Annotated in this window: 17 protein-coding genes and 1 pseudogene; 9 read left to right on the top strand and 9 right to left on the bottom strand. The window is 70.3% G+C overall.

Features of this window, described 5'->3' with window-relative positions; all coding sequences use genetic code 11:
* Positions 1 to 33: 33 nt before the first annotated feature.
* The 3 genes from ASF45_RS04690 to ASF45_RS04680 are packed head-to-tail and all read right to left on the bottom strand — an operon-like array spanning position 34 to position 4,061.
* On the bottom strand, positions 34 to 1,041 hold the full coding sequence (locus ASF45_RS04690; protein WP_056657726.1) for a tripartite tricarboxylate transporter substrate binding protein: 1,008 nt from the start codon (positions 1,039 to 1,041) through the stop codon (positions 34 to 36).
* On the bottom strand, positions 1,038 to 2,537 hold the full coding sequence (locus ASF45_RS04685) for an FAD-dependent oxidoreductase (protein WP_056658109.1): 1,500 nt from the start codon (positions 2,535 to 2,537) through the stop codon (positions 1,038 to 1,040). The genes ASF45_RS04690 and ASF45_RS04685 overlap by 4 nt, the downstream gene beginning before the upstream one ends.
* A gap of 45 nt (positions 2,538 to 2,582) precedes the next feature.
* Complete coding sequence (locus ASF45_RS04680; RefSeq protein ID WP_056657724.1) at positions 2,583 to 4,061, bottom strand: aldehyde dehydrogenase; 1,479 nt, start codon at positions 4,059 to 4,061, stop codon at positions 2,583 to 2,585.
* A gap of 272 nt (positions 4,062 to 4,333) precedes the next feature.
* Between ASF45_RS04680 and ASF45_RS04675 the strand changes: the two genes are divergently transcribed.
* Positions 4,334 to 5,596, top strand: coding sequence for a putative Na+/H+ antiporter (locus ASF45_RS04675; RefSeq protein WP_056657721.1), 1,263 nt, complete (start codon positions 4,334 to 4,336; stop codon positions 5,594 to 5,596).
* A gap of 1 nt (position 5,597) precedes the next feature.
* On the opposite strand, the gene ASF45_RS04670 is transcribed toward ASF45_RS04675, so the two are convergent.
* Positions 5,598 to 6,695, bottom strand: a complete 1,098-nt coding sequence (locus ASF45_RS04670; RefSeq protein ID WP_056657718.1) for a DNA glycosylase AlkZ-like family protein — start codon at positions 6,693 to 6,695, stop codon at positions 5,598 to 5,600.
* Positions 6,696 to 6,745: 50 nt separating this feature from the next.
* On the opposite strand from ASF45_RS04670, the gene ASF45_RS04665 reads away from it, so the two are divergent.
* From ASF45_RS04665 to ASF45_RS04655, 3 genes are all read left to right on the top strand, one after another.
* The gene (locus ASF45_RS04665) at positions 6,746 to 7,930 is read left to right on the top strand and encodes a glycoside hydrolase 100 family protein (RefSeq protein ID WP_056657715.1); all 1,185 of its coding nucleotides are present in this window, start codon (positions 6,746 to 6,748) and stop codon (positions 7,928 to 7,930) included.
* 273 nt (positions 7,931 to 8,203) lie between these two features.
* Positions 8,204 to 8,623 (top strand): YgiW/YdeI family stress tolerance OB fold protein, encoded by a 420-nt coding sequence (locus ASF45_RS04660; RefSeq protein WP_056657711.1) that lies wholly within the window; start codon positions 8,204 to 8,206, stop codon positions 8,621 to 8,623.
* Between the two features lie 27 nt (positions 8,624 to 8,650).
* On the top strand, positions 8,651 to 10,090 hold the full coding sequence (locus ASF45_RS04655) for an amidase (RefSeq protein WP_200932111.1): 1,440 nt from the start codon (positions 8,651 to 8,653) through the stop codon (positions 10,088 to 10,090).
* A 9-nt stretch (positions 10,091 to 10,099) separates the two neighbouring features.
* Here the strand turns inward: ASF45_RS04655 and ASF45_RS04650 are convergent, their stop codons facing one another.
* On the bottom strand, positions 10,100 to 10,747 hold the full coding sequence (locus ASF45_RS04650) for a helix-turn-helix transcriptional regulator (protein ID WP_056657705.1): 648 nt from the start codon (positions 10,745 to 10,747) through the stop codon (positions 10,100 to 10,102).
* A gap of 98 nt (positions 10,748 to 10,845) precedes the next feature.
* On the opposite strand from ASF45_RS04650, the gene ASF45_RS04645 reads away from it, so the two are divergent.
* On the top strand, positions 10,846 to 11,832 hold the full coding sequence (locus ASF45_RS04645; RefSeq protein WP_056657703.1) for a response regulator transcription factor: 987 nt from the start codon (positions 10,846 to 10,848) through the stop codon (positions 11,830 to 11,832).
* Here ASF45_RS04645 and ASF45_RS04640 read toward each other — a convergent pair.
* The 3 genes and pseudogenes from ASF45_RS04640 to ASF45_RS36265 all read right to left on the bottom strand — a co-directional run.
* Positions 11,822 to 12,091, bottom strand: coding sequence for a DUF2277 domain-containing protein (locus ASF45_RS04640; protein ID WP_056657700.1), 270 nt, complete (start codon positions 12,089 to 12,091; stop codon positions 11,822 to 11,824). The genes ASF45_RS04645 and ASF45_RS04640 overlap by 11 nt on opposite strands.
* A 15-nt stretch (positions 12,092 to 12,106) precedes the next feature.
* Positions 12,107 to 12,577 carry a rhodanese-like domain-containing protein gene (locus ASF45_RS36270; protein ID WP_235580821.1) on the bottom strand — a complete coding sequence of 157 codons (471 nt, stop codon included), beginning with the start codon at positions 12,575 to 12,577 and terminating at the stop codon, positions 12,107 to 12,109.
* A gap of 138 nt (positions 12,578 to 12,715) precedes the next feature.
* A pseudogene (locus ASF45_RS36265) lies at positions 12,716 to 13,216 on the bottom strand (MBL fold metallo-hydrolase); the annotation flags it as partial.
* Positions 13,217 to 13,349: 133 nt separating this feature from the next.
* On the opposite strand from ASF45_RS36265, the gene ASF45_RS04630 reads away from it, so the two are divergent.
* The 4 genes from ASF45_RS04630 to ASF45_RS04615 all read left to right on the top strand — a co-directional run bounded on the left by ASF45_RS04630 (position 13,350) and on the right by ASF45_RS04615 (position 18,140).
* A complete protein-coding gene (locus ASF45_RS04630; RefSeq protein WP_056657694.1) occupies positions 13,350 to 14,468 on the top strand; it encodes a TRAP transporter substrate-binding protein in 1,119 nt (372 codons plus the stop codon).
* Between the two features lie 78 nt (positions 14,469 to 14,546).
* On the top strand, positions 14,547 to 15,167 hold the full coding sequence (locus ASF45_RS04625) for a TRAP transporter small permease subunit (protein ID WP_056657691.1): 621 nt from the start codon (positions 14,547 to 14,549) through the stop codon (positions 15,165 to 15,167).
* Positions 15,164 to 17,107, top strand: coding sequence for a TRAP transporter large permease subunit (locus ASF45_RS04620; RefSeq protein ID WP_056658106.1), 1,944 nt, complete (start codon positions 15,164 to 15,166; stop codon positions 17,105 to 17,107). The genes ASF45_RS04625 and ASF45_RS04620 overlap by 4 nt, the downstream gene beginning before the upstream one ends.
* Positions 17,108 to 17,156: 49 nt before the next feature.
* The gene (locus tag ASF45_RS04615; protein ID WP_056657688.1) at positions 17,157 to 18,140 is read left to right on the top strand and encodes an MDR family oxidoreductase; all 984 of its coding nucleotides are present in this window, start codon (positions 17,157 to 17,159) and stop codon (positions 18,138 to 18,140) included.
* On the opposite strand, the gene ASF45_RS04610 is transcribed toward ASF45_RS04615, so the two are convergent.
* Positions 18,130 to 18,423, bottom strand: coding sequence for a hypothetical protein (locus ASF45_RS04610; RefSeq protein WP_156472850.1), 294 nt, complete (start codon positions 18,421 to 18,423; stop codon positions 18,130 to 18,132). The genes ASF45_RS04615 and ASF45_RS04610 overlap by 11 nt on opposite strands.
* Between the last annotated feature and the right edge of the window lies 1 nt (position 18,424).

Raw genomic sequence — 18,424 nt, 5'->3', positions numbered from 1 at the left:
CCGCGCGAGGCCGCGCGCCCGCCCCGCCGATGTTCAGTCCACGGCCTGGATGTGCGCCGCGCGCACGACGCCGCCCCAGCGCGCGTACTCCGTCTGGATGAATGCCCCGAAGTTCTCCGGCGCGATGTGGGTGGCCGTGTAGCCCATCTCGGCCATGCGCGCGCTGACGCGCGGATCGGCGGCCGCCGCGACCATCTGCACCCGCAGGGCCTCGACCGCCGCGGCAGGGGTGCGCGGAGGCGCCAGCACGCCGAACCAGGTGTCCGCGTCCACCGCATAGCCCTTCTCGGCCAGTGTGGGCACGTCCTTGATGCCGGCGAACCGCTGCGGCGAGGCGATGGCGTAGAGCTTGAGCTTGCTCTGGCTCGCCATGGCCAGCGGTGTCGGCACGAAGCCGTACTCGACGTCGCCGGCCATGACGGCGTTCAGCACCGGCGCGGCACCGCCGTACGGAACCGGCAGGGCCTGAAACCCCGGCACCCGCGAGCGCAGCAGCTCCATCGCCATCTGCGAGGTGCTGCCGGGGCCCCAATGGGCGTACGTGATCTCCTTCGCCCTGGCGCGCGCGATCACCTCATCCAGATCCTTGGCGCTGTTGTCGGCGCGCGAAGCCAGCACGAAACCCATCTTGGCGATCAGCGCCACCGGCACGAACTGCGCCGGATCGAACTTGACCGCGTTCTTGTAGACGTGCGGGGCGATCGAGATGAAGTCGGCCGCGGCGAACAGCAAGGTCTGCCCATCCGGATGCGCGCCGTAGACCAGGTTGGTGCCCAGGATGCCGTTCACGCCGGGCCGGTTCTCGACCACGATGGGCTGTCCCAGCGCATTGCCGATCTGGCTGGACACCAGCCGCGCCAACACGTCCGTGCCACCACCCGCCGCATAGGGCACGGTCATCCGGATGGGCGCCGCGGCGACCCACTTGCCGGCAGTCTGCGCCCAGGCCGTGCCGGACAGCCCGGCGGCAGCGCCGCAGGCCAGGGCCTTGAGTGCGGCGCGGCGCGCGGCGCGATGGTCGTCTCGGTCGGGAAGCTTCATGGCGTCTCCTGGTGAATGTCTTGTGTTCCGAACGGCGCTGCGGCCTGTTCGCCTGCGATCTTTCCGAAGACCGCGCCACGCAGCACGGAGGTGGCCCCCGTGTAGACCTGGTAGTACAGCCCCGTGGCTTCGCCGGCCGCATACAGGCCGGGAACCGGCCGGCCGTCCGCATCCACGACCCGGGCACGGCTGTCGGTCTTGATGCCGCCGTAGGTGAAGCAGATGCCCGCCACGATGGGATAGGCCATGTAGGGGCGCTGGTCGATCGGACGGGCCCAGTGCGATTTGGGCGGCTCCAGCCCCCGCGTGGCCAGGCCGTCGGGTCGCAGCGGACTGAATTCGCCGGGGCCGCAGGCCGCGTTGTAGGCCTGCACCGTGCCCTCCAGGCCCGCCGCGGAGATGCCGCAGGCCTGCGCCAGTGCGGCGAGGCTGTCGGCCTGGACCGGCTGCTGGTCCGTGCGGATGCTGCGCTTCCAGTTCGGCACGTCGTGGATGCGCTGGTCGAACACCACCCAGGCGATGCCGTCGAGCTCGTCCTTGATCGCCCGCGCGATGTGGTCGTAGTGCACGTCGACCGGGCCAGGCGCCTCGTCGGTGAAGCGGCGGCCCTGCCGGTTCACGAGCAGGCCGTAGGGAAAGTTCATGACCAGGGCTTCCGGCGCTGGCGAGCGCGGATCCAGCGGCTCGGCGTGGAACGAGCTGAAGTCGCCGGCCGGCGCCGCACCGAGTTCCAGCGCCAGGCGGATGCCCTCGCCCCTGTTGTAGTAGCCGCCACGCGCCACCGGGCGCAGGTAGCGCGCCGTGGGGCCGATGTAGCGGGTCATCATTTCCGGATTGCCCTCGAACCCGCCCGACGCGATCACGACCGCACGCGCGCGCAGCGTGATCGCGGCGCCTGCCTCCGCCCCCGCGGCGACACCCACGCGCAGCCATCCTTCGGCATCGCGCCGGGACAGCGACAGCGCGGTGGTGTGGAAATGCAGCACGACGCCACGCTGGCGCGCATGCGCCTGCAGCGCCTCGATCATCGCGAGCCCGCCACCCACGGGCATCAGGCGCGGTGCGGCCGCCGTGACGAAGTAGGTGGGCAGGGCCGCGAAGCGGATGCCGTAGCCCTTGAGCCATTGCACGGTGGGGCCCGCGCCGGCCGAAAGCGTGGAGACCAGTTCCGGGTCCGGCATGCCGTGGGCCTTCACATAGCCCGGCCATTGCGCATAGGGACCGGCAGCCTCCGCGACGACGTTCGGGTCGATGTGGTGGCCCGCGTTGGCCACCAGCAGTTCCTCGAAGTCGTCGCTGACCTCGTGCTCGCTCTTCATGCGCAGGTAGGACTCGGTCCAGCGCGTGTTGCCTCCGAACTCCGCGGGCGAAGAACGCTCCAGCACCGCCACCTGCGCACCGCGGTCCGCCGCAGCGCAGGCCGCGGACAGGCCGGCGATGCCGCTGCCGATGACGACCACGTCGTACGCCGTGCCGTCCGTTGGAATCTGATCCATGTTGTCCCCGATCATCGTTGGCGTCGTTGCGGCAACTGCCGCCCGTCAATACTTGCGGATGAATGGATCGGGCATCTGCAGGTCGGTCGAGATCCAGACGCTCTTGACCTCCAGGAACTCCTTGACGGCCTCCACGCCGCCCTCACGGCCCAGGCCGCTGTTCTTGAAACCGCCGAAAGGTGTCGTGAAGCTGGTGGAGCGGTAGTTGTTGACCCACACCGTGCCGGCGCGCAGGCGCTGCGACATGTGCATCGCACGGTGCAGGCTTTGCGTCCAGACACCCGCCGCCAGGCCGAAGCGGATGTCGTTGCCGATCCGCACGGCATCCTCCTCGTCCTTGAAGGGGATCACGGACAGCACCGGCCCGAACACCTCCTCCTGGGCGATGCGCATGCCGTTGTGCACGCCGGTGAAGATCGTCGGTTCGACGAACTGCCCCGCGCCGTAGCCCGGGCCCGAACGGGCGCGCCCGCCCTGCACGCACCTGGCGCCCTCGGCCTTGGCGATCGCGATGTAGTCCATCACCTTGTCGAACTGCGGACGCGTGGCCACCGGCCCCATCTGCACACCCGGCTCGGCCGGATTGCCCAGGCGGGCGTCCTTGCAGATGTCGAGCAGGCGCTGGACGAAGCTGTCGTGGACGCGCTCCTGCAACAGCAGGCGCGAACCCGCCATGCAGGTCTGCCCACCGGCGGAAAAGATGCCGGTGACCACGCCGTTGGCCGCATTGGCCAGGTCCGCATCGTCGAACACGATGTTGGGCGACTTGCCGCCCAGCTCCAGCGTGCAGCGCTTCAGATGCTGCGCGGCCTGCACGGCCACCCGGCGCCCGCCCTCGTCGCCGCCGGTGAACGCGACCACGCCGACCGCAGGATGCGCGACCAGGGGCTCGCCCACCTCCTTGCCAAAGCCGGCCACCACGTTGAAGACGCCCGCAGGAAAGCCCGCCTGCTCGAACAAGCGCGCCAGCAGGAACATGGACACCGAGGTGTGCTCGGAGGGCTTGGCGACGATGGTGTTGCCGGCGCACAGCGCGGGCGCGACCTTCCAGGCGGTCAGCAGCAGCGAGGAGTTCCAGGGTGTGATGGTGGCCACCACGCCCACGGGCTCGTAGCGCGTGTAGTTGAAGACCTTGGGCTTGTCGATCGGCACCACCGCACCCTGGATCTTGTCGGCCAGGCCGCCGTAGTAGTGGAAGTACTTGGCGGTGTAGCGGACCTGGCCCAGCACCTCACCCAACAGCTTGCCGTTGTCCCGGCTCTCCGCCGCAGCCAGCTGTTCCGCGTTCTGCTCGATCAGTTGCGCGAGCCGTACCAGCAGCATGCCGCGTTCGGTGGCCGACAAGCAGCTCCATGGCCCGTGGAATGCGGCCTCCGCAGCGCTGCAGGCCCGGTCGACATCGCGTGCGTTGCCTTGCGGGATGCGCGCCCACGGCTCGCCGGTGAACGGATCCAATGCATCGAAGTGGAGGCCCGAATCGGGCTCGACCCACTGGTTGTTGATGAAGAGTTGATAGATGTCCATGGTGTGGGTCTCGTGTCACGCCGGTGCAGTCCGGAACTGCGGGGAAGTATCTGGCGGCCGCATCGCGATGAACATCGAGAAGTTCGAAAGTGAAGCTTGCGGTCTTGGAAAGATCGCGCGGGGCGCGCCGCGCTTGGACCGCATGGGTGTCCCGCTCCGGCCCAGGGGCTTGGCCTGCGTCCGTAGAATCCGCGTCCGGGTGGCGTGCCGCTTCGGGCATTCCAGGTTTTCGCGCAGGTCGGGCCGCCGCGCGGTCTGCCCGTGTCCATCCCATGTCCGACCCCACGATCCAGTGGATCGCCGCCGCGCTGTTCGCCATCGCGCTGGCCCACACCTTCGCCGCCAAGCAGTTCGAGCGGCTCTCCCACCGCTTTCCGCGCCATGCCGGCCTGTTCCACCTGCTCGGCGAGGTCGAGGTGGTGTTCGGCTTCTGGGCCATGGTGCTCATCGCCGTGCTGGCGTTGGCCGCGGGCGGCCCGCAGGCGCTGGCCTATGCCGAGTCGCGCAACTACACCGAGCCGCTGTTCGTCTTCGTCGTGATGGTCATGGCGGCCTCGCGCCCGGTGCTGCGCACGGTGGCGGCCCTGGTCGACCAGGCGGCGCGGCTGGCACCCGTGCCCACGCCGCTGGCCTCGGCCTGGCTGGGCCTGGCCGCCGTGCCGCTGTTCGGCTCGCTCGTGACCGAGCCCGCGGCCATGACCATCGCCGCGCTCATGCTGGCGCCGCAGATCTTCCGCCGCGATGTGCCCGAGGGCGTGAAGTACCTGGCGCTGGGCGTGCTGTTCGTCAACGTGTCCATCGGCGGCACGCTGACCTCCTATGCGGCACCGCCCGTGCTCATGGTCGCCGCCACCTGGCAGTGGGACAGCGCCTTCATGCTGGCCAACTTCGGTTGGAAGGCAGCACTGGCGGTGCTCGTGAACGCCACCGTGGCCACCTTCGTGCTGCGCCGCTTCCTGGGCCCGCAGCGGCCCGGCACGGCGGACGCCCCGGCGCAGGCCAGGGTGCCGCCCACCGTGGTGGCCGTGCACCTGGCGCTGCTGGCGGGCGTGGTGCTGTCGGCCCACCACCCGGTCGTCTTCCTGGGGCTGTTCCTGCTGTTCCTGGGCTTCACCCAGGCCTACGCGCAGCACCAGAGCCCGCTGATCCTCAAGGAGGCGCTGCTGGTCGGCTTCTTCCTGGCCGGCCTGGTGGTGCTGGGCGGCATGCAGCAGTGGTGGCTGCAGCCCATCGTCTCGGGGCTGGAGCCGCTGGCGCTGTTCTTCGGCGCGCTGGGCCTCACGGCCGTCACCGACAACGCCGCGCTGACCTACCTGGGCTCGCTGATCGAGGGCATGTCGGACCAGGCCAAGTACATGCTGATGGCCGGTGCCGTGGCCGGCGGCGGCCTCACCGTGATCGCCAACGCGCCCAACCCGGCCGGCGTGGCGCTGCTCAAGCGCGGCTTCGCGGACGAGACCGTCAGCATCGGCGCGCTGCTGCTCGGCGCGCTGGCACCGACGGCGGTGGCTGCGGCAGCCTTCCTGCTGCTGTGAATCAGAGGCCGAGAAAGGCGCGCACGCGGTCGAGTTCCTCGTCCAGCCCGGCGCGGAACAGAGCGGAACGCGGTGGCTTGCCGGCCACGTAGCCGAACTGCGCCGACAGCGCGCCATCCACCACCGCCAGGTTGCCCCAGCCGATGACCTGCTCGTGCCAGAGCAGGGGCAGCGCGTAGTAGCCGAGCTGGCGGCGCGGGGCCGGCGTGTAGGCCTCGAAGCGGTAGGCCCAGCCCCAGAACAGCGTGAAGCGGCGCCGGTCCCAGACCAGTGGGTCGAAGGGCGTGAGCAGGCGCACGCCCTCGTCGGTCCGCCAGCGCGCCGCGGCCGGATTCTCGGCAACCGGCCAGTACCAGTCGACACCGTCGACGCGCGCGCGCGCCAGCCGCAGCCGGGCCCGGGCCAGCGCTGCGGCGCGCCCGGCCGCCCACTGCGGCGCGCCGCCGCGCAGCAGGAGGCTCAGCAGCTGACCCAGGCTGGCGGCCGGCAGCGGCGCGTACTTGGCCACCACCAGGTCGACCAGGGCATCCATGCGCGCGTCGGTGGCCTGGGCATCGTCGGCCGGCAGGCCGGCCGCGCGCACGGCGTAGACGCGCGTGCCGCTGTCGCGCCGCAGCACGCGCAGCAGGCCGCGGTAGTGCATGGCGTCGAGCAGCTGGGTGCTCGCGTTGGAACTGCCGCCGAACCAGTTGCGCGTGCGGCCATGCGCGAACTGCGCCTCGACCTCGCGCGGGTGCACGGCACCGCGCTCCTGCACGAAGGCCAGCACGGCGGCGGCCTGCTGCGCGCGCTCGGCCGTCCAGGCCTCGCGCGCGGTGCGCGGGTGCATGAGGTCGGCGTGTGCACGCGGCAGAAAACCGTAGTTGACGAAGAAATCCTCCTCGATGCCGAGCCGGGCGTAGCGGCGCTCCAGCTCGCCGGCACGGTAGTCGCGCACGCGGTGGCGCAGCGTGAGATCCTGCGCCCGCGCAGGCGCACGGATCGGGTCGGCCTGCACGAAGCCCAGGCGGGCGATGGCGCGCGGCAGCGTGGTGGGCGTGAACAGCGTGCGCGCGATCGCGTGGCGGCGCAGCTGCTCCAGGGTGGGTGCGGTTGGCATGCCGGCATCATGCCGCGGGACTTTGCGCGGTGCTTCAGAATGATCCGACCATGACCGACGCACACCACGACCCTGCCACGCTGCTGGCCGACTGCACCCGCGCTTCGCTGGCCCTGCTGGAGGCCAACTGCACGCCGCACGGCATCCTCGCGGCCAGCCGCACGCAGGCGGCCGAGGCGCGCCGCTACACGCGCATCTTCGGCCGCGACGCCGCCATCTGCGTGATGGCCATGTGCGGCAGCGGCGTGCCGGCGCTGGAGCGCGGGGCCGTGGCCAGCCTCGATGCGCTGGCCGCCCAGCAGGCGGCCAACGGCCAGATCCCCAAGTACGTAGACCCCGATGGCTTCGATGCCGACTTCTGGTACCTGGGCTGCATCGACGCCACGCTGTGGTGGCTGATCGCGGTGGACCATGTGCGCCGCCACGGCACGGTGGGTGCCACGCACTGGCAGGACGGCGTGCAGCGCGCCATCGTCTGGTTGCTGGCGCAGGAGCACCAGACCTTCCGGCTGCTGCAGCAGAACGAGGCCAGCGACTGGGCCGACATCATGCCGCGCTCGGGCTACGTGCTCTACACGAATGCGCTGTGGGTGGAGGTCAAGCGCCGCTTCACGCTGGGCGATGCCGAGGCCACGGCGCACCACTTCAACCACCTGTTCAACCCGTTCCAGAGCGATCTGCCGAACTACCACCGCGCACGCCTGCTGCGCCACTACGCGCGGCGCGGCCGGCGCGACCCGGGCCTGTACCTTTCGTTCGTGAACCTGGCAGTCGTCGGCGACGAGGGCGACGTGTTCGGCAACGTGCTGGCGATCCTCAGCGGCGCGGCCGACGAGGCCATGGCTGCGCGCATCGCCAACACCATCTCACACGCGCAGGCCGATGTGCCCTACCCCGTGCGCGTCGTGCTGCACCCGCTCACGCGCCAGCACGAGCTGTGGCGCCGCTACATGGAGCGGCACCAGCAGAACCTCGTGCACCAGTACCACAACGGCGGCATCTGGCCCTTCGTGGGCGGCTTCTGGGCGATGGCGCTGGCGCGGCTCGGGCGCACCGAAGAGGCCAGGGTGGTGCTGCTGCGGCTGGCGCAGGCCAATGCGGCGCACGGCTGGCGCTTCACCGAATGGTTCCACGGCAGGACGCTGGCGCCGCGCGGCATGCCGGGCCAGAGCTGGAACGCGGCGGGCTTCCTGCTCGCGCAGCGCATGCTCGATGGCGGGCCGGCGAGCTGGTAGCGCAGATCAGCATGCACGGCGCTGCACCCGCAGTCCATGGAACCGGCCCGCAAGCAGCGGTTCGGAAGGCCGCGGAGCAGGCCATGCCAGCGCAGCCGCGGAACTGGCTCTGCCAGGCCGCCGGGTGCGCCCCCTTGAAGGGGGGATGGGACTTCTGCACGAAGTGAGAAGTCCAAACGGGGGTGGTTCATCAGATTGCCTTCATCTGCCGCGCGTCCAATGCAGCCATGCCGCGGAACGGGTCTGCGGCACTCGCATCACAGGAGTTTCAACATGCGCTATTCCCTCACCGCCGCCGCCCTCGCCGCCATGCTGCTCGCCGCGGGCGCCGCCCAGGCCCAGCCGGCCGCCGGCTACTCCGGCCCCAGCACGGCCGCGCAGCCGGCCCCGGCCGGCCAGCACGGCAGCTACGGCGGCCCGAGCTCGGTACCGCTGGTCACGGTCAAGCAACTGCTGGAGACCGGCAAGGACGAGCAGCATGCGCGCCTGCAAGGCCGCATCGTCTCGCACGACGGCGGCGACAAGTACACCTTCGCCGACGACAGCGGCCGCATCACGGTGGAGATCGACGACGACCGCTTCCCGCCCGGCCAGACCATCGGCGCCGAGCAGCGCGTGGAGCTGGTCGGCGAGTTCGACAAGGGCCTGCGCAAGCGCGAGTTCGAGGTCGACCGCATCACGCTGGTGAACTGACGCCGCGGCATGCCCTATAAACCGGGCATGCCACCGAACTTCCTCGACGACCTCGACGCGACCGGCCTCTCGCAGGCCCTGCACGCCGGCCAGCTGTCCTGCCGCGAACTGATGCAGGCCACGCTGGCCCGCATCGCCGCGCGCAACCCGCGCTTCAACGCCATCGTGAGCCTGCGCGATCCCGAGGCCCTGCTGGCCGAGGCCGACGCGCACGACGCGCTGCTCGCGCGCGGCCAGTCCAAGGGCTGGCTGCACGGCATCCCGCAGGCCATCAAGGACCTCTCGGCCACGGCCGGCATCGCCACCACACAGGGCTCCGTGCTGCTGGCACGCACGGTGCCGCGCGACGACGAGTTGATGGTGGTGCGCATCAAGGCCGCGGGCGGCATCGTGATCGGAAAGACCAACACGCCCGAATTCGGCCTGGGCTCGCACACCTTCAACGACGTCTTCGGCACCACGGGCAACGCCTGGGACCCGGCGCGCTCGGCCGGCGGCAGCAGCGGCGGCGCGGCCGTGGCGCTGGCGCAGCGCATGGTCGCCGTCGCGGACGGCTCGGACTTCATGGGCAGCCTGCGCAACCCGGCCGGCTGGAACCACATCTTCGGCATGCGGCCCAGCCAGGGCCGCGTACCCCAGGTGCCGGCGGCCGACACCTGGCTCGCGCAATTGGGCACGGCCGGCCCGATGGCGCGCACCGTGCGCGACCTCGCACGCATGCTGGACACGCAGGCCGGCCACGACCCACGCGCGCCGCTCTCGCTGGACGACGGCGCACGCTTCGCCGAAGCGCTGGGCCGGACGGCGCAGCCTGCACGCATCGCCTGGCTCGGCGACCTGGGTGGCTACCTGCCCATGGAAGCCGGCGTGCTGGACTGCTGCGAACAGGCGCTGCGCCGCCTGGCCGCCCTGGGCTGCACGGTCGAGCCCACGGCGCTCGGCACGGCGCCCGAACCGGTCTGGGACGCCTGGCTCGTCTGGCGCCGCGTGCTCGTGGGCGCGCGCATCGCGCCGCTGATGGCGCTGCCGCAGGCGCGCGAACGCATCAAGCCCGAGGCGCTGTGGGAATACGAGCAGGGCCAGGGCACCAGCGCCGCGCAGTTCATGGCCGCCAGCGCCCGGCGCACGGCCTTCTACCAGCACCTGCTGGGACTGTTCGAGCGGCACGACGTGCTGGCCCTGCCGAGCGCCCAGGTCTGGCCCTTCGCGGCCACCGAGCGCTGGCCCACGCAGATCGCGGGGCGCCCCATGGACACCTACCACCGCTGGATGGAGGTGGTGATCTACGCGACCTTCGCGGGCCTGCCGGCCATCAGCATCCCGGCCGGCTTCGGTCCGCAGGGCCTGCCCATGGGCCTGCAGCTGATCGGGCGCCCGCGCGACGACGCGGGCGTGCTGCGCCTGGCGGCGGCCTACGAAGCGGCCGAGCAGGCGCTGCTGCGCACCGCGCCGCCGAACGGGGGCTGACGCATCGACCTAGATCGCGCCGAGCCAGCAGGCGCGCTGGATCGCGGCCATCTTGTTGTCCGCGCCGAGCTTGGCCATGGCGTTGGCCATGTGGAAGTTGACCGTGCGTTCGGAGCACGCCATGCGCTCGGCACTGGCGCGCGCGGTCAGGCCGTCGAAGGCCAGCCGCAGGCACTCCTCCTCGCGCCGCGTCAGCGGGCTCCAGGCGGCCACCAGCGCACTGCGCAAGCTGGGCCAAAAGCCCTGGGCCAGCAAGGCCAGCGTGGCCACGTGGCTGCGCTGCTGCAACTCACCGGAGACGAACAGGAAGCAATCGAAGCTGCGCCCGGCCGGCAGGCCGAAGCTCACGCGCACCACCGCCTGCAGGCCCAGTGCCAGCCAGGTGCTGCGCCAGTGCGCATCCACCTCGGCCTCGGGCTGGTGCAGCGGCTGTGCCAGCCGCTGCCAGGCCGCGGCCGGCATGCCATGCCGCTGCGGTCCTTCGCCGAAATCGGGGCTGCGGGCCAGCGCATAGGCCGCCTGCTGCGCGCTGAGCGGGTAGACGGCCAGCACGCGGCGCTCGGACGCCTGGCCCTGCAGCTCCGGCCCCAGCACCACGATGGCGCCCACATCCTGCGCGGAAAGCGCGTGCAACCACTCCCGCAGGAGTTCGATCAAGGAGCGACTGGCAGTTCTGACAGGTGAGCGTGGCGACATGGGAAAACCTTGCCGTGACAATACCACCGGCATTTTCCAGGCCCCACTGCCCCCTCTCCATGAGCCTTCCGCTGTTCCATTGCCCCGGCAGTTTCTCGTTCCTGGACGACGACCCGGACTACCTTCAGATGCTGGCCCTGATGCTGCCAGGCCACTGGAACGTGCGCCTGTACACCAGCGTGGACGAGTGCCTGGGCCTGCTGCAGCAGGAGTCGGCTGTCTGGGAAGACGATGCGTGGGCGCAGCAGCAGATCATCGACCGCTGGCGCCAGGGCGCCACGCCGCTGTTGTCCCAGGTGCTGGCCTACTGGGCGGGCCCGGCGCGCGCACGCTACGCGCTCACGCACGCCTGCATCGTCGACTACTCGATGCCGCAGATGAACGGCCTGGATGCACTCGCGGCACTCAGCGACTGGCCCGGCCTGCGCGTGCTGCTCACGGGCCAGGCCGACGAGCAGATCGCGGTCGATGCCTTCAACCGCGCGCTGATCGACCAGTTCCTGCCCAAGCAGGACCCCGACGTGGCGGCGCGCCTGTTGACGGTGCTGCGCCACATGCCTTCCAACGCCAACACGCGGGCCTCGCAGATCTGGCGCGGCACGCTGACGCCGGTGCAGAACGCGCAGCTGCGCGTACCCTCCACGGCGCGGGCGCTGCAGCAGCTGATGGACCAGCATGGCTTCGTCGAGCATGTGGTGCTGGGCGACCCGTTCGGCATCCTCGGGCGCACGGCGGCTGGCGCGGTCGGCTGGCTGCAGCTCGAACCCGTGTCCGGGCTCGAGGAGCTGGAGCAGCTGGCCGAGGCCGCGGGCCTGGGTGCCGCCGCGCTGGCCGACATCCGGCAAGGCCGCCAGCTCGTCGACCTGGAACTGGGCCAGGCCCTGGGGCGGGGCGCAGTGCCGCGGCTGCAGCCGGCCTTCCCCATCGGGCTGGACGACACCCTGATCGGCGCGCTGTTCATGCTGGACGCGGCGCACCAGCCACCGGCCGACAGCAGCTACGCGGCCTGGCTCGCGCGCCAACCCGAGCGGCAGGTCAGGCGCTGAAGCGGGCCGCGCTGCGCGCGCGGGCCTTGCCGGCCTCCTCTTCGCGGTTCCTGGGGCCGGCCGTCGTCACGAGTTCGGCCAGCAAGGCAGTGGCCGTGGCCGTGACGGCCTCGACCGCCTGCGCGAAGGCCGCTTCGTTGGCCTTGGACGGCACCGAGAAGCCCGAAAGCTTGCGCACGAACTGCAGCGAGGCCGCGCGGATCTCGAGTTCGGTCGCGAGCGGCTCGAAGTTGAACAGGGTCTTGATGCTGCGACACATGGCGACCGTCCCGCCTCAGTTCTGCCGCCAGGGCAGGCCACGCAAGCGCCAGCCGCCCTTGCGGTTGCGGTGCGCGTCGGCGTCGGGGTCGCCCTCGAAGCCTTCGAGGATGTTGTAGGCCTCGATGCCCAGCTCCGCCGCGCGCTTGGCCGCGGCCACCGAACGCACGCCGCTGCGGCACAGCAGCAGCACCTTGCCGCCCGCGGGCACGGCGGCGCGCAGCGCGCTGTCGAAGTCCGGGTTCAGCGCCATGCCGGGCCATTGCTTCCAGGCCACGGGCACGGCGCCGGGCACAAAGCCCACCCACTCGCGCTCGGCATCGGTGCGCACGTCCACCAGCACGGCCTGGCCGTCCGCGAACCACTGCGCCGCGAGTGCAGGCGAGACATCGCCAGCGTAGCCCTCGGCCGGGCGTGGTGCGGCATCGGCGGCGACCGGCGCGGCGCCCAGGCCGGACTGCAGGTTGGCCGGCACGGCCTCGTCCATGCGCTTGGGGCGCGGCAGGTTCAGCGCCTCCATGATGGCCACGAACTCGGCCTCGCTCTTGCCGGCCACGCGCGGGTTCGACTGCTTCTCCGCGCCGATGGTCGTGTGCGTGCGGCCTTGGTAGTCGTGGCCGGGCCAGACCACGGTGGCCTCGGGCAGCTGGAACAGCACGCCGGTGATGCTGTGGTACAGCGCCTGCGCGCTGCCCGACTGGAAATCGGTGCGGCCGCAGCCGCCGATCAGCAAGGTGTCGCCCGTGAACACATGGCCCTGCCACAGGTAGCACATGCTGCCGGCGGTGTGGCCCGGCGTGTGCAGCACGCGCAGGCGCTGCTGGCCGAAGGCGATCTCCTCGCCGTCGCGCAGCTGCACCGCCGCGGTGGCGATGCCGCAGCCCGCGGGGGCGGCGGTGCGCGCGCCGGCATGCTCGGCCAGCAGGCCGGCGCTGGTCACGTGGTCGGCATGGGCATGCGTCTCCAGCGTCCAGGCCAGCTGCAGCCCGCGTTCGCGCAGCAGCGCCAGGTCGCGCTCGAGCTGCGCATCCACGGGGTCGATGATCACGGCTGCGCGCGTGGCCGGGTCGACCAGCACATACGTGTAGGTGCTGGAGGCGGGGTCGAAGAGCTGGATGGGGTCCATGGTGCAAAGAATGGATGTTTCTACGGCAGTGTACGTAGTGGTATTCCCTCTCGGGGACTTTCCGGTTGGCCTCGGTTGTCATATGACCCAACATCCACGCGCCTTCTGCCCTCAACCACTGGAGACACGACCGATGACCCAAGCCAAGTCCTCTGCCGCACCGCGCCGTCGCAATTTGCTCAAGGGCGCCGCCGTGGCCGCGGGCGCCATGTCCGCGCCCATGGTCAGCCAGGCCCAGACCACCACGCTGCGCTTCCAGAGCACCTGGCCGGCCAAGGACATCTTCCACGAGTACGCACAGGACCTGGCCAAGAAGATCAACGACATGGCCGGCAGTCGGCTCAAGATCGACGTGCTGCCGGCCGGTGCCGTGGTGCCGGCCTTCCAGTTGCTCGATGCGGTGAGCAAGGGCACGCTGGACGGCGGCCACGGCGTGATCGCCTACTGGTACGGCAAGAACTCGGCGCTGGCGCTGTGGGGCTCGGGCCCGGGCTTCGGCATGGACGCGAACATGGTGCTGGCCTGGCACAACTACGGCGGCGGCAAGGCCCTGGTCGAGGAGATCTACAAGAGCCTGAACCTGGACGTGGTCTCCTACATGTACGGCCCCATGCCCTGCCAGCCGCTGGGCTGGTTCAAGAAGCCGGTGGCCAAGGCCGACGACATGAAGGGCCTGAAGTTCCGCACCGTGGGCCTGGCGGTGGACGTGTTCACCGACATGGGCGCGGCCGTGAACCCGCTGCCCGGCGGCGAGATCGTGCCCGCGCTGGACCGCGGCCTGATCGACGCGGCCGAGTTCAACAACGCCTCGAGCGACCGCGTGCTGGGCTTTCCCGATGTGGCCAAGAACTGCATGCTGCAAAGCTTCCACCAGAGCGGCGAGCAGTTCGAGGTGCTGTTCAACAAGGCCAAGCTCGACGCGTTGCCGGCCGAGCTCAAGTCCATCATCGACTACGGCGTGCAGGCCGCCAGCGCCGACATGAGCTGGAAGGCCATCGAGCGCAACTCCAAGGACTACGAGGAGCTCAAGAAGCAGGGCATCAAGTTCTACAAGACGCCCGATGCGATCCTGCGGGCGCAGCTGGCGTCCTGGGACAAGGCGGTGGCGGCCAAGTCCAAGGAGAACCCGATGTTCAAGAAGGTGCTGGACTCGCAGCGCGCGTTCGCGCAGCGCGCCGGCCAGTGGCACAACGACTACACCGTCGACTTCAAGATGGCCTACAACCACTACTTCGCGCAGAAGAAGAGCTGATGCCTCGCACGCCTGTGCCGTGACAAGGGCGCCCCGAGCGGCGCCCTTGTCCTTGTCTGCCCCTGGAAAGAGCGAGTCATGCAGAAGCTCCTGTTTGCGATCGACACGGTCTCCACCTTCATCGGCAAGACCGCGGCCTGGGCCGTGGTCGGCCTCACGGTGCTGATCAGCTGGGAGGTGTTCTCCCGCTACGCGCTGAACAACCCGCATGCCTGGGTGCTGGACGCGCAGATCATGCTGTACGGCACCTTGTTCATGCTGGCCGGGGCCTACACGCTGGCCAAGGGCGGCCACGTGCGCGGCGACGTGCTCTACGGTTTCTTCAGCCCGCGCGCCCAGGCCGGCGTGGACCTCACGCTCTACATCGTCTTCTTCCTGCCAGGCGTGCTGGCCATGACCTGGGCCGGCTGGACCTACGCGCAGGAGTCGCTGGCGATCCGCGAGCAGACCTTCTCGGCCACGCCGCTGCCGCTGTACCCGTTCAAGTTCGTGATCCCGGTGGCCGCGGCGGCGCTGCTGCTGCAGGGCCTGGCGGAAATCGCGCGCTGCGTGATCTGCCTGAAGACGGGCGCGTGGCCGCCGCGTGGCGACGACGTGCAGGAGGTCGACGTCGACAAGCTCAAGGAGATGGTGCACGTGCAGGACGCCGACATCGCCGCGCTGGACCGCGAACTCGCGGCCAAGCAAGGGAGGGCCTGAGCATGCGCAAGGAACTGTGGTTCGGTTTTTCCATCATGGGCCTGGTGCTGCTGTCCATCGTCTGGATGCTGCTGGGCGTGGACAAGGTCACGCACGGGCACCAGGGCCTGTTGATGCTGTCGCTGGTGGTCATTGCCATCATGCTGGGCTTTCCCACGGCGTTCACGCTGATGGGCATGGGCATGATCTTCACCTGGCTGGCCTACGACGGTGACATCCAGCGCACACTGGACCTGATGGTGCAGGCCGCCTACAAGAGCATGGCCAACGACGTGCTGATCGCGATCCCGCTGTTCGTGTTCATGGGCTACCTGGTCGAGCGCGCCAACCTGATCGAGAAGCTGTTCAAGAGCATGCACCTGGCCATGGCCCGCGTGCCGGGCTCGCTGGCCGTGGCCACGCTGGTCACCTGCGCCATCTTCGCCACGGCCACGGGCATCGTCGGCGCCGTGGTGACGCTGATGGGCCTGCTGGCGCTGCCGGCCATGCTGCGCGCCGGCTACAGCACCTCGATGGCGGCCGGCGCCATCACGGCCGGTGGCTGCCTGGGCATCCTGATTCCGCCCTCGGTGCTGTTGATCCTGTACGGCGCCACGGCCGGTGTGTCGGTGGTACAGCTGTATGCGGGCGCCTTCTTTCCGGGCCTGATGCTGGCCGGCCTGTACGTGGTGTACGTGATCATCATGGCCAAGCTCAAGCCGCAATGGGCGCCGCCGCTGTCGGCCGAGGAACGGCGCGTGGAGCTGCCCGCGCTGACCCGCGCGCTGCCGGCCGACACCGCCAGCTACGCCCCGGCCCGCTTGCTGCAGGCACTCAAGGGCAAGCGCAATGCCCAGGTGCCGACCGGCCATGTGCTGCGCCAGCTGGCCATCGTCGTGCTGCCCGGCCTGCTGTTCGTGCTGCTGGCAGTCGGCACCTGGCGGTCCGTGACCACGGTGGAGGTGGAGGCGCAGTACGACATCCAGCCCATCGGCGCCGAAAGCAGCACCAGCGCGCCGGCCGAGGGCGGCCTGCAGGAGCCCCCGACGGATGGGGGGCTGCAGGAGCCGCCGACCGAGGGCGGGCTGCAGGAACCTCCCGTCGAAGGTGCAGTGCAGGAGCCGCCGGGAGCCGAGCCGCCGGCAGCGGCCGAGCCGGCCGGCGCGCCGGCGGCCATCACGGCGCAGGCGCCAGCCGAGCGCAAGCCGGCACCGACCTGGTGGTGGGTCAGCTTTGCGGTGCTGGGTGCACTGGTGGCCGTCTTCTACCTGTTCCTGAGCTTCGCGCGGCTGGAAATCTTCAAGATGCTGCTGGCCTCGTTCTTCCCGCTCGTGGTGCTGATCCTGGCGGTGCTGGGCTCCATCGTGTTCGGCCTGACCACACCGACGGAGGCGGCCGCCATGGGCTCGCTGGGCGGCTTCCTGCTGGCGGCTGCCTACCGGCGGCTCAGCATGGATGTGGTGAAAGAGTCGGTCTACCTCACGGCCAAGACCTCGGCCATGGTCTGCTGGCTGTTCGTGGGCTCGGCCATCTTCTCGGCCGCGTTCGCGCTCTTGGGCGGGCAGGAGCTGATCGAGAAGTGGGTGCTGTCCATGAACCTGTCCAAGGTGGAGTTCATGGTGCTCTCGCAGGTCGTGATCTTCCTCTTGGGCTGGCCGCTGGAGTGGACCGAGATCATCGTGATCTTCATGCCCATCTTCATCCCGCTGCTGGACCACTTCGGCGTGGATCCGCTGTTCTTCGGCCTGCTCGTGGCGCTGAACCTGCAGACCGCCTTCCTGTCGCCGCCGGTGGCGATGTCGGCCTTCTACCTGAAGGGCGTGGCGCCGCCGCATGTGACGCTGAACCAGATCTTTGCCGGCATGATCCCGTTCATGGGCATCCAGATCCTGGCGATCTTCCTGCTCTACCAGTGGCCGGACATCGGCCTGTGGTTGCCCCAGACCTTGTACGGGCGGTGACACGGCCACCGCCACCCAGCGGTCAGAATGCGCCGCAGGAGGTCATGCCATGTTCAAGGCTCTGGTGATCGAGAAAGACGACGCCGGCTACCGCGCCGGCGTCCAGGCGGTCGACGAGGCCGCGCTGCCCGAAGGCGAGGTGCTGGTGCGGGTGGACTACTCCACCATCAACTACAAGGACGGCCTGGCCATCACGGGCCGATCGCCTGTGGTGCGCAGGTTCCCGCTGCATGCGGGCATCGACTTCGCGGGCGTGGTCGAGGTCAGCGAGGACGCCCGCTTCAAGGTGGGCGACCGCGTGGTGCTGAACGGCTGGGGCGTGGGCGAAACGCACTCGGGCGGCCTGGCACAGAAGGCCCGCGTGAAGGCCGACTGGCTGGTGCCGCTACCCGAGGGCTTGACCACACGCCAGGCCATGGCCATCGGCACGGCCGGCTACACCGCCATGCTGTGTGTGCTGGCGCTGGAGCGCCACGGCCTCGTTCCCGGCATGGGCGACGTGCTCGTCACGGGCGCCAACGGTGGCGTGGGCAGCGTGGCCATCACGCTGCTGGCCGGGCTGGGCCACCGTGTGGTGGCCTCGACCGGCCGCACCGGCGAGGCCGCGCACCTGCAGGCGCTCGGCGCGGCCGAGGTGATCGACCGGGCCGAGCTCTCGGCGCCGGGCAAGCCGCTGGGCAAGGAGCGCTGGGTCGCGGCGGTCGACTCGGTCGGCAGCCACACGCTGGCCAACGCCTGCGCGCAGACGCACTACGGCGGCGCCGTGGCCGCCTGCGGGCTGGCGCAGGGCCTGGACTTCCCGGCCAGCGTGGCGCCGTTCATCCTGCGCGGCATCACGCTGTACGGCATCGACAGCGTGATGGCCAGGCCCTCGGTGCGCATGCCGGCCTGGGAGCGGCTGGCGCGCGACCTGGACCTGGCCAGGCTCGATGCGATCACGACCGAGATCGGTCTGGACGATGCCGTGCAGGCCGGCGCCGACATCCTGGCCGGCCGTGTGCGCGGCCGGCTGGTGGTCGACGTCAATCGCTGAACGGCTCCGGCCGCGTGGACCGCCCGGAAGCGCGCCGCGGCAGCAGCACCAGGGCACAGGCCAGCGCGAACAGCAGCGCGCCGAACGGAGGGTCCGGCAGGTGCCAGCCGAATGCGGCGGCCGGCACTTCGGGCAGCAGCACGACTGCGGCCGTGGCGCTGGCGAACAGCATCAGACAGCAGAGGGACACAAGGCGGGTGATGGACATGCTGCGATGAAACCACCATTGCAAGCCCATCGCATCTGCAACATGGTGGAAGTTGTGTGTTTTCAGCGCCTGCATG

The sequence above is a fragment of the Pseudorhodoferax sp. Leaf265 genome, assembly GCF_001422365.1.
In the GTDB taxonomy this organism is placed as follows: Bacteria; Pseudomonadota; Gammaproteobacteria; order Burkholderiales; family Burkholderiaceae_C; genus Pseudorhodoferax.
Note: the sequence above shows the minus strand (reverse complement) of the source record. Positions and strands in the feature narration are given on the sequence as shown.

What these genes read in the sequence shown, in the direction of transcription:
- ASF45_RS04690 (WP_056657726.1), bottom strand. Translation starts at nt 1,041, where the DNA reads ATGAAGCTTCCCGACCGAGACGACCATCGCGCCGCGCGCCGCGCCGCA.
- ASF45_RS04685 (WP_056658109.1), bottom strand. Translation starts at nt 2,537, where the DNA reads ATGGATCAGATTCCAACGGACGGCACGGCGTACGACGTGGTCGTCATC.
- ASF45_RS04680 (WP_056657724.1), bottom strand. Translation starts at nt 4,061, where the DNA reads ATGGACATCTATCAACTCTTCATCAACAACCAGTGGGTCGAGCCCGAT.
- ASF45_RS04675 (WP_056657721.1), top strand. Translation starts at nt 4,334, where the DNA reads ATGTCCGACCCCACGATCCAGTGGATCGCCGCCGCGCTGTTCGCCATC.
- ASF45_RS04670 (WP_056657718.1), bottom strand. Translation starts at nt 6,695, where the DNA reads ATGCCAACCGCACCCACCCTGGAGCAGCTGCGCCGCCACGCGATCGCG.
- ASF45_RS04665 (WP_056657715.1), top strand. Translation starts at nt 6,746, where the DNA reads ATGACCGACGCACACCACGACCCTGCCACGCTGCTGGCCGACTGCACC.
- ASF45_RS04660 (WP_056657711.1), top strand. Translation starts at nt 8,204, where the DNA reads ATGCGCTATTCCCTCACCGCCGCCGCCCTCGCCGCCATGCTGCTCGCC.
- ASF45_RS04655 (WP_200932111.1), top strand. Translation starts at nt 8,651, where the DNA reads ATGCCACCGAACTTCCTCGACGACCTCGACGCGACCGGCCTCTCGCAG.
- ASF45_RS04645 (WP_056657703.1), top strand. Translation starts at nt 10,846, where the DNA reads ATGAGCCTTCCGCTGTTCCATTGCCCCGGCAGTTTCTCGTTCCTGGAC.
- ASF45_RS04640 (WP_056657700.1), bottom strand. Translation starts at nt 12,091, where the DNA reads ATGTGTCGCAGCATCAAGACCCTGTTCAACTTCGAGCCGCTCGCGACC.
- ASF45_RS36270 (WP_235580821.1), bottom strand. Translation starts at nt 12,577, where the DNA reads ATGGACGAGGCCGTGCCGGCCAACCTGCAGTCCGGCCTGGGCGCCGCG.
- ASF45_RS04630 (WP_056657694.1), top strand. Translation starts at nt 13,350, where the DNA reads ATGACCCAAGCCAAGTCCTCTGCCGCACCGCGCCGTCGCAATTTGCTC.
- ASF45_RS04625 (WP_056657691.1), top strand. Translation starts at nt 14,547, where the DNA reads ATGCAGAAGCTCCTGTTTGCGATCGACACGGTCTCCACCTTCATCGGC.
- ASF45_RS04615 (WP_056657688.1), top strand. Translation starts at nt 17,157, where the DNA reads ATGTTCAAGGCTCTGGTGATCGAGAAAGACGACGCCGGCTACCGCGCC.
- ASF45_RS04610 (WP_156472850.1), bottom strand. Translation starts at nt 18,423, where the DNA reads ATGCAGGCGCTGAAAACACACAACTTCCACCATGTTGCAGATGCGATG.